Origin of the sequence: Kitasatospora sp. NPDC057542 (assembly GCF_042801945.1) — a bacterium.
Lineage (GTDB): Bacteria > Actinomycetota > Actinomycetes > Streptomycetales > Streptomycetaceae > Kitasatospora.
Genome location: NZ_JBHVFE010000377.1, coordinates 1 through 8,936, shown reverse-complemented (window position 1 = coordinate 8,936; position 8,936 = coordinate 1). Strand labels below are relative to the sequence as shown.

Genomic DNA, 8,936 nt, shown 5'->3' with positions numbered 1-8,936 from the left:
GCGCGGCGGCCCGGGGGACGGGGATCGTGGTGCTGGCGGCGGCCACCCGGGGCGGGCGGCGTGCGGTTCGGAGGCCTTCGTCGTTGCGGGGCGGGCTCAGGGGATCAACGGGTGCCGGGTGGCACCGGCCAAACCGGCCCGGCAGTGGGTGGGGCGCAGCAAGGGGCCGCAGGCCAGGCGGTCGGCGGCGGCCGCCGCTTCGGCGGTGAGCAGCACCAGGGCGCGGTGGTCGAGGCGGCTGGCGGCCGGGCGGGGTGTGGGGTGGTGCTGGGTGTCGGGCACGGTGGTTCCCCCTCGGAGGCCGGGCCCGGCCGGAGGTTGGCCGGCCGGGCGGGGCGGGTGGTCAGCGGATGCGGATACGGCGGCGCAGCTGGGGCGGCCGGCGTGTGGTCCGGTTGTGGAGCGGGTGGGGGTCGTCGGTCTCGATGCCGGGCAGGTTCGGGTCCACCAGCGTCAGGCCGAGCGCTTCGCGGTGCTCGTCGTCCAGGTGGAGTCGGGCCGGGCTGCCGTCGGCGAGGACCAGGTGCACGACGACGGGCTTCGCCGGGTCGTGGGGGGGTGTCGACCTGCCCGGCCCAGGTGGCGGTGAGCGGGGCCAACGCCTGCTGCTCCTGGCCGTCGTCCTCGTCGGTCTCTGCGTGCAGCCAGTCGTAGGCGGCGCAGGCCTGTCCCCAGATCCGACCGTAGTCGGTGGGGTACTGGGCAATCAGGCGGCTGAACAGGTCGGGGAAGTTCGCGCCGGTGCCGTCGCCGGGCGAGTCGTCGTCCATGGCCCGGGCGAGGGTGTCCGGGTCGTCGGCGAGCAGCGGCAGGTGCGGCAGGTCGGGACAGTAGGCCTCGGTGGTGACGGTGGTTCCGGGCAGGTACTGCGTGGAGGTCATCTCCGTACGCAGGCCGAAAGCGATCGACTCGGCGATGTGCTGGTGGTGGGTGGGGCCGATCCGGATGTCACGAAATCCGGTGGGGCGGCGGACGAGTACGGCGTACAACGTGGGGGTCCTCTCCCGAAGTGGTGGGCGGGTGGGGCGGGCGGCCGCCGGGGTGGCGGCCGCCCGTCGGGCGGTCAGCAGCGGGCGGGGTGGCGGTGGACGGTACCTGGCCGGCGCGCGCGGTAGGGGCGGACGGGCGGCGGGGCCTTGGCGCACCGGGGCCGGCCTGGTGGTGGGTCAGAAGTAGTGGTAGCCATCGTTGGCTACCAGGGCGCCGTTGGAGCCTGCCTGGAGGATGTCGGATTCGCGCTGGTGGCGGTCGCAGAGAATCCAGTCGACGATGATCTGTCCCGCCTCGTACGCGTCGAGGTCGGCCGGGGGGAACTCGCAGCCCTCGCACTGTGTGACGCGGCGCAGCGCGAAGGTGGCGGAGGCAACGGCAGCGGCGGTCGTGGCGGGCAGGGCGGACGGGGTGGGCGTGCTGTGGTTGGTCGCCATGGGCGGGTTTCCTGTCGTGAGGCCCGAAGACGGGCGGGCGGGAGGTGCGGAGGTCTGGGCCCCGCCGTACGGGCGGGGCCGGGAGGCAATCCGGCCGGGAGGGTTACGGCCGACCGGCGGGAACAGGCGGCACCGTAGGGCGGGTGGCGGGCCGGTCAACTGGGCAGTGCGGGGTGTGCGGCCGGGGCTTCGGCGGGTTGGGGCGGGAGCGCGGGCAGACAGGGGCTGCCGTCCCCCGGCCCTGCCGTTGCGGGCTGGGGCCGGGGACGGCAGGACCGGGTCGGCCGGAGCACAGCCCGTCAGGTTGCGGGCGGCTCGCTGATGGTCGTGTAGCTGCCGGTGGTGAGGTACTGCTGGAAGGACTTGTAGCCGGTGTCGATCCGCACGGTGCCGCCGCAGGCGATGTTCGCGACCTCGCTCCAGGTGAGGAGCTGGCCGCCGTAGGGCAGGACGAGCAGCGGGGCGTCGGCGGGGTGGACGTCGCAGACGTCCCACGGCCAGCCGTTCGTGATGACGACCGCGCCGTCGGGGTAGTGGTCCCCGCAGGTGCCGCAGCCGCACGAGGGGTCGTAGGGCTGGGGGTCGGCGGGGTAGGCGCCGCTGGCGAAGCAGTCGGCGCGCGGCAGGATTCGCCCGGAGGCCGGGGGCTGGAACGCGGAGACGATCAGGTCGCCCTGCCGGACCTGGTCGGCGGTGCGCACGCGCAACAGGCTGGTCTTGAGGAACGGGCGGGAGCTGGCGTGGCCGGTGCGGGCCGGGACCAGGACCGGGTACAGGTCCATCTTGTGGTGGATGCGGAGTTCGGCGACGGCGACCGGCGGGATGTGGGCGTGCTGCGCTCGTGGCATACGTGCCTCCTGAAGTGGTGGGAACGGGCGGCACGGTAGGGGCGCGAGTGCGCCGGTCAACCCTTCGGATCTACCCGTACCGGGTCTGTCCCTGTTGATTGCCGGACCACCGCCGCCCGTCCCGCACCCGGTGGCAGGGCGGGCGGCGGTGGTCCGGTGGGGGCCCGTCCCCGGGCCCGGGGCGGCGGGTCAGAACGGCGCTTGGGCGGGGGTGCGCTCGGGCCGGGTGAGGTGCACGCGCAACCAGGGCCGGATTCGGGGGCAGGTGCACACGGGGCGGGGGCGGGGCTCGGGTTCGAAGGCGTAGCGGCCGGTGGGGAGGCAGTCCTCGTCGGTGAAGGGCGCGTGCCAGTCGCAGTCGAACTCGGGCAGGCGACGCACCCGTACGCCGGACCGGTCGAGGGTGGCGCTCCACGGCCCGACTGTGTGGGTGCGGCCGGAGCGGTCCCCGGGCCCGGTGGCGACGGGGCCTGCCGGCTGGAGGGCTGCGTCGGGGTGGCGGTGGGCCCAGCGCTGCCACACGCGGCGCGGGTAGTGGCGCAGGGCGCACCGCTCGGGGGCGGGGTCGGTGGCGTAGGTGTCGGTGAGGGCTGCGCTGACGGTGAGGGCGAAGGCGGGCTGGGGGCCGTCCCACCGGTCGGGGTCCAAGGGGTGGGGGCGGGTGAGGGCGGCGTTCAGATGGCCGGGGGCGGTGGTGAGGTCGAGCGTCCAGCCTCGAAGCGAGAAGTGGCGGGTATGCACGGTCATGCGGGTGTCCTTCCGAAGGGTCGCGGAGCCCGGGCCGGACCGAAACGGGCCCTGGGGGTGCGGGCCGGGCCGGAGCGGGGGTGCGGGGGAAGCCAGCGCGGCCGGAACAACTCACGGCCGCCGGGCGGGAACAGGACACACCGTAGGAACGGGAGGCGGCCGGTCAACCCTGCTGACAGACGTGCGGGTTGGGCGGGTGTCCCGGTGCGGGACACCCGCCCGCTCCGCGCTGTGGTGCGTCTTGCGTCAGCGCGGCACTTCGCCGGTCACGACGGTGCGGTCCCACCGGCGGCGTCACGGTGTTCGGCCAGCAGCGGCGACTGCGCCACGGTCTGGGTGATCTGACGCATCGTGGTCACTGCCACGCCGAGCTGGTCGAGGGCCTCGCCCTGCACGCGGCTGCACACCACCCGGTGCGCCTCACGGACGATCTCCTGGACGCTGCTGATCGCGAACAGAAGCATCGTGGCCGAGCGCTTCGGCAGCGGCCGCGCAAGGAGCAGCCTGTCGAGGGCTGCGTGGGTCTGCTCCAGCAGATCACCGACGATGGTGAGGAGGCGGCGCAGCGAGGCTGTGTGTGGGATCGTCTTGTGGGTGCCGGGCAGGAGCATGAGGCGGTCCAGGTCGGCGCGGAATCCGAGGCTGGACGCGAGGCGCTTGATCTCTTCCTCGATGGTGCGGACCTCTGTGAGGTGGCACTCGGCGACGGCTTCCAGGCCGCGAGGATCGGCACCGGTCATGGGTTGACTCCTTGAAGGGGTGTATGGGCCGGGGGGCGCCCGGCGCGGGAGGGGCCACGCGCTCGGCTGGCAGGCCGGGTACGGCCGCGCGGGCGGCACTGTGGTGCGGCTGCCACCCCGGGCCGGGGAGTGCGGGGGTGCAGGGCAGCGGCGGCACCTGCAACCCGACCCGGGCAAGCCCGTACGGCCGGAACGGGGCCACGGCCGCCGTGCGGAAACAGGACACACCGTAGGAACGGGAGGCGGCCGGTCAACCCCAGGGCGGGTGGCATCGGTGACGGGATCTGTGGCGGATCCGGTGCCGAAGCCGCACCTGGGGATGGCTGGGTGCCCGCAGTCCGACGAGGCGGGCGGGGCTGGCGCAACTGGCGGCCGAGGGCCGGTGGTGCGGCCAGGAGGGTCTGAAGGACGCCGAACACGCGGGCTTCCTCGCTGCCACGGGCGTAGACGCCGATGAGGAGGCCGGCGGCGGTCTCAAGGCTGCGGGGCCGGACCGGTTCCTCCAGCAGGAGGTACTCCTCGGCCTCCGCGACGCACAGCGAGCCGTCGCGGTGGCCGGGGATCAGGTGCGGGCACACCTGGATCGCATAGGCGGCGCAGGCCCGGTGGAGGGGAGGTTCGCTCACCAGAGCCGGCCCGTCGGTTCCGGACACTCCGGCGAGGAACACGGCCCGGACACGGGGCTTGATACGGCGCCCGCACAGCTGGCACCGGCGTTCGTCCATGCAGGCTCGCTGACGCTGCGGGCACGGCCGCCCGAGCATGGGGCGGCCGCGACCGGGAATACAGATGCACGACATGACGCGGTCGGCGCCGGGGACGTTCCGGATGGCGGTCGCGTCGTCGCCGTCCACCCACTGGGCGATCCACGGCACCAGGTATCCGCGGTGGTCCCGCGGCAACGCCTCCGGTATCGGGACGTTCCGCCTGCCTGCCTGCTTCGTCTGCGACCGCCCAAACGCGCGCACGCGCACGCGCGAGGCAGTTCGGGGGACGGCGAACCCGGCAGCGGCCGGCGCGAGCGGCAGCAGCCGGTGGAGCGGGCCTACGCGAGCGGGCGCAGCAGGTAGCAGTACAGGCCGCCGCCGTGGCCGTCCGGACCCGCCCACTCCGAGGCCCGCGCATACCCGAGTCCACGCACCACGTCTTCGGCGTCGGCGAGCGTGGCGGCCGGGTCCGTGTCGAACGGACCGGAGATGCCGGAGCGCATGTCCTGCACGATCGTGACCTCGTGCAAGACCGGGTTGAAGTAGGCGCTGTACCGCAGGCCCTCGTCATTGAAGAAGCGGGAACTGTTCGGGATGTAGGCCGGCCGTCGGGAGTTAAGGGCGTCGGCGAGCGCGGCCGCCAGTGCCGCAGGGTCCAACGACGCGCCTTCGCCGCACCCGGGCTGCCCGCACGCGGGGTCGGTGCAGCAATGGAACACGACGTCCGGGACGATCCCGTCGGCGTCGTGCAGCTCGGCGTGCAGCGCCGTCAGCGGCTCGTCGGCGGCGGGCAGGGTCTCCGGGCAGCCGATGAGGGTGTACGTGCCGTACGGGCCCGGGGCGTGGATCTGGTGGCCGCCGCCGTCGGCCGGTTTCACGGCGGCCGTGAGCCCGGCAGCGTGCAGCGCGGCGAGGATGGTCGCCGCCTCGGGGTGCAGGTGGTCAAGCATCGGGGTGTCCTTTCGATGGCGCCGGGTGCTCTCCCGGCGATGTCGGGCGGGCTGCGGTCAGCGGGCGGCACGCGTAAACCGGCCCCAGGGAGACGGGGCCGGCACGGGCGCAGGGAGGCCCGCATCACCGGAACACGGACAGTGCTCGACAGCGACCGGGCGGGACAGGACACACCGTAGGAGCGGAGGACGGCCGGTCAACCCCGGGCCACAGCAAGCGGGGTCAGACCCGGGCGCAACGGCGGTCGGCCGGGGACCGGGGACTGCTACGGAGGACGGCAGGGCGCGAGTGTCTGGGCGGGGCGCAGCGACGCGGGCCCGGCGGCCGCCGAAGAGCATGGCGCGGTGCGGGACAGGGCGCGGAGGGTTGTACCGGCGGGGCGTGGCAGGCAGGGAGCGGCGGTCAGTCGGGGGCGGCGGCATTCGCGGTCCGGCTGGGGGCTCGGTGGCGTCGGGCTTGCCGTTGCGAGGCCGGCGAGTGCTGCCCTGAAGCGCAGGGGGTGTGTCGTGGTTCCTGCGAACCTGGGCCGTACGGCCCAGGGCCCCGGCGGCGTGCCGGGGCCCTGGGCTGTACGGGTTCGTCCGAGGATTCCTAGGAGATCTGCTCCACCTGATCGCGCACCTGGCGGCAGGCCTCCAGCTGGCGGGGCGTCAGCTGGCCGAGACGTCCGACCAGCCCGTGCAGTGCGAGCCGGTCGAACCACCAGATCACGTCGAGGACGGTCACCACGGGCAAGCCGTCGTTGTGGTCCGGGCCTGCGGCGGCTACCTGGGCGCCCTCCCACGCGAGGCGGACCTTCAGCAACCGGGAGTCCGTCACCTCAGGCTCGGGCAGCTGCATCGCCGGATGGTCCCGGACGAGTTCCACGAAGACCTGCGGCAGATGGAGCACCACCGTGTCCTTGGCCTGCTCCGCCGTCTCGTACAGCGCCCGCGCGCGGGCCTGCAGCGCCCGGGCGGTGTGCTGGGCCTCCTCGCGTTCGTTCTTCAGTCGCCGCAGTACCTGCGTCAGTTGCGCGTGGGCGTCGTCCGGTACGGGAGTCTGGTCGGTCAGCGCGGCGACGCCGTGGTCGAGGTTGGCCCATTGCGTCGGTATGCCCCCGGGCAGCAGGGCGTCCAGGTCGATTCCTGCCAGCGTGTACTGGTTGTCGGCGCTGTACTTCAGGTGGCGCAGCACGCCGGTGCGGCCGGTGGCCTCGATGCGCACCCGTGTGCCGAGCAGGCCCTCGGCGTTGTCGGGGGTGATGGCGTTCTCTCCGCGCAGGTCGTGTTCCGCCGACAGGACGCGGCCGCGCTTCCAGGTACCGACCGGGCGGGAGGTGGCGCCGCGGTGAAGGATGTCGCGGCGGTCGGGCTGGCCGAGGCGGCTCGTGATGAGGTAGTCGCTCCAGCCCCGGGCGTGCAGGTCGTCGCGGTTCAGGTCCTGCTGGGTGGGGGGCAGTGCGGGGACGCAGTCGGCGTACCGGACGGTGCATCCGGACGGGGGCTCAGCTCCTGCGGTGGTGTCGGCGGCAGCGGTGTCCGGGACGATCGCGTCACCCAAGATGTCGATGCCCAGATCGCCGAGCCACGGTGTCAGCGCGTCCACGACGTCCCCGCCATTCCAGGAACCGTCGCTGTTCTCGATCTCGGTCTTGATGCGGTTGAACAGCCTGACGACCTGCGCTCCCAGCGCGCTCTGCGGGTCGAAATTGAGTTTGTGCACGAGGACTTCCCTTTCGTAACAGGATGGGTGGTAGGGGCAGGACGACGACCCGGAGCAACGGGACCGAGCATCCGGGTTCGGGGCCGTCCCGCACCCGGGCCGGGGAGCGCGGGGTGCGGGACGGCGGCGGCACCTGCGACCTGCCCTGGGGGGGGAGGGGCGGGCGGGGTGCCGGGGGAAGCCCGTATGGCCGGAACAATGCACGGCCGCCGGGCGGGAGCAGGACACACCATAGGAGCGGCGGGCGGCCGGTCAACCCGGGGCCGGGACAGGCAGGAAGACGGCACGGGCGCATGTACGGGCACCGGGTACCGGGCGCTGTCAGGGTCTGCTGGCATCGTGGCATCGTCCGGCGGCGGCGCCCCTCGGGTACCGCAGGGCCGCGCGGTCAGGACCTCCACCGGCGCGCCCTCACCCCCGCCCCGGGGCGGTCCGCCGTCCGGAGTACCGATCACAGGGTTCTGCACACCTTGAACCGACCGCGGCGGGTCGGATGGGCACGCAACGGCCGGCAGCGCCCCCGGGAGGTGGGATCCAGGGGGCGCTGCCGGTGGTCGCGGACGGGTGGTGGCGGTCAGTCCACCATGCCGGTGAGCACGGGGACACCGTGTATGTCGCGCACCGAAGCGGGAGGCATCAGGGGCTTGACCGCGTGCCTCCAGCCGCGATCGATGCAGTGCACGCGGCCGAGCGCGGGAACGTCCAAGGTCAGGCGGGAGGCGCTGGCGTACCCGAGTCCGGTGTAGAAGCGCGTCAGGTCCCGGTCGTGGCGCAGCGACATGGCGCGGAAGCCGGCCTGCCGGTAATCCTGCTCGGCGCGGGAGACCAGGGCTCGGGCGATCCCCTGGCCTCGGAGCTCGGGCAGTACCGCGAGTTCACCGATCGCGCTGATCCTCCTCATGAGGCGGCCTGCCAGGAACGGGACGCGCCGGATCTCGGAGTGCCTGGCAATCCAGGGCACGGGTCCGCAGCGGACCACTCCGGCAGGGTGCCCCTCGTGTTCGGCGATCAGGACGTGGTTGTAGCCGTGGGAGAGGTTCCAGTCGGGACCGAGGTGTCCGGTGGGCAGCATGCTCGTGGCCTGCTGGGTGATCATGTCGCGGACCGCGGCCATGACCTCGCGCAGGCCTTCGTCGCTCTGGTGCAGGTCGATCAGCAGGATGAGGCTGATCACGGCATCGACGTCACCGGGGGTTGCCAGGCGTATCCGCACGCACCCGGGCCCGGTCTGGGCGTCGGAGTCGGGAGCGGTTCGGCTGGTGCCGGAGGGGAAGGTGGTCACGGTGTCTCTTTCGAAGTCCCGCCTGGCGGCGGATGAGGTGGGAGGTGTACCGCTCTGGGTGCCGGGGCGGTAGCGGGACCCGGGACGCGGCTGCGTTCAGGCGAGCACGCCGCACGGGGCCCCGAAGCGTTGTAGGAGCACGGCCGCGAGGCCGGGGCCGGGGCGCAGGAACGCCACGCGACGGGCAGCGGGCCGCGTCGGAACATCCGGGCCGTGCACGGCGAACCCCTCGCCCGGGCCGCGGCCGTCGTGCACGTCGGCGGTGATGCCCCGGCCCGCCCGTGAGCGGCCGGGAGCGCGCCGGAATCCGGCCCGCCCGCGTCCGGGCGTTCCTCCAGGGGTCGGTCGCGCACTGCCGCGCGACCACGTACAGCGGTTGCGCCCAGGCGGGTGAAACCGGCACCCGGCGGCGACCCTGCGCGGGACGCACGACACGCCGGCACCCGGCACCCCGTGCGGGGTGCCGGGGGAAGCCCGTACGGCCGGAACAACGCACGGCCGCCGGGCGGGAACAGGACACACCATAGAAA

General features: G+C 73.7%; 9 protein-coding genes. All 9 read right to left on the bottom strand.

Annotation, left to right across the window (positions count from 1 at the left end):
* Positions 1 to 96: 96 nt before the first annotated feature.
* Positions 97 to 282 carry a hypothetical protein gene (locus tag ACFU7Y_RS33350; RefSeq protein WP_380770614.1) on the bottom strand — a complete coding sequence of 62 codons (186 nt, stop codon included), beginning with the start codon at positions 280 to 282 and terminating at the stop codon, positions 97 to 99.
* A 61-nt stretch (positions 283 to 343) separates the two neighbouring features.
* A complete protein-coding gene (locus ACFU7Y_RS33345) occupies positions 344 to 529 on the bottom strand; it encodes a hypothetical protein (protein ID WP_380770613.1) in 186 nt (61 codons plus the stop codon).
* A 637-nt stretch (positions 530 to 1,166) separates the two neighbouring features.
* Positions 1,167 to 1,427 carry a hypothetical protein gene (locus tag ACFU7Y_RS33340; protein WP_380770612.1) on the bottom strand — a complete coding sequence of 87 codons (261 nt, stop codon included), beginning with the start codon at positions 1,425 to 1,427 and terminating at the stop codon, positions 1,167 to 1,169.
* Positions 1,428 to 1,726: 299 nt separating this feature from the next.
* A complete protein-coding gene (locus tag ACFU7Y_RS33335) occupies positions 1,727 to 2,275 on the bottom strand; it encodes a hypothetical protein (protein WP_380770611.1) in 549 nt (182 codons plus the stop codon).
* A 189-nt stretch (positions 2,276 to 2,464) separates the two neighbouring features.
* Complete coding sequence (locus tag ACFU7Y_RS33330) at positions 2,465 to 3,022, bottom strand: hypothetical protein (RefSeq protein ID WP_380770610.1); 558 nt, start codon at positions 3,020 to 3,022, stop codon at positions 2,465 to 2,467.
* Between the two features lie 266 nt (positions 3,023 to 3,288).
* Positions 3,289 to 3,762: a hypothetical protein gene (locus ACFU7Y_RS33325; protein WP_380770609.1), complete on the bottom strand. Its 474-nt coding sequence runs from the start codon at positions 3,760 to 3,762 to the stop codon at positions 3,289 to 3,291.
* 1,045 nt (positions 3,763 to 4,807) lie between these two features.
* On the bottom strand, positions 4,808 to 5,419 hold the full coding sequence (locus ACFU7Y_RS33320; protein ID WP_380770608.1) for a hypothetical protein: 612 nt from the start codon (positions 5,417 to 5,419) through the stop codon (positions 4,808 to 4,810).
* A 592-nt stretch (positions 5,420 to 6,011) separates the two neighbouring features.
* Positions 6,012 to 7,124, bottom strand: coding sequence for a hypothetical protein (locus ACFU7Y_RS33315; RefSeq protein WP_380770607.1), 1,113 nt, complete (start codon positions 7,122 to 7,124; stop codon positions 6,012 to 6,014).
* Between the two features lie 574 nt (positions 7,125 to 7,698).
* On the bottom strand, positions 7,699 to 8,406 hold the full coding sequence (locus tag ACFU7Y_RS33310; protein ID WP_380770606.1) for a GNAT family N-acetyltransferase: 708 nt from the start codon (positions 8,404 to 8,406) through the stop codon (positions 7,699 to 7,701).
* Between the last annotated feature and the right edge of the window lie 530 nt (positions 8,407 to 8,936).

What these genes read in the sequence shown, in the direction of transcription:
- ACFU7Y_RS33330 (WP_380770610.1), bottom strand. Translation starts at nt 3,022, where the DNA reads ATGACCGTGCATACCCGCCACTTCTCGCTTCGAGGCTGGACGCTCGAC.
- ACFU7Y_RS33335 (WP_380770611.1), bottom strand. Translation starts at nt 2,275, where the DNA reads ATGCCACGAGCGCAGCACGCCCACATCCCGCCGGTCGCCGTCGCCGAA.
- ACFU7Y_RS33320 (WP_380770608.1), bottom strand. Translation starts at nt 5,419, where the DNA reads ATGCTTGACCACCTGCACCCCGAGGCGGCGACCATCCTCGCCGCGCTG.
- ACFU7Y_RS33340 (WP_380770612.1), bottom strand. Translation starts at nt 1,427, where the DNA reads ATGGCGACCAACCACAGCACGCCCACCCCGTCCGCCCTGCCCGCCACG.
- ACFU7Y_RS33325 (WP_380770609.1), bottom strand. Translation starts at nt 3,762, where the DNA reads ATGACCGGTGCCGATCCTCGCGGCCTGGAAGCCGTCGCCGAGTGCCAC.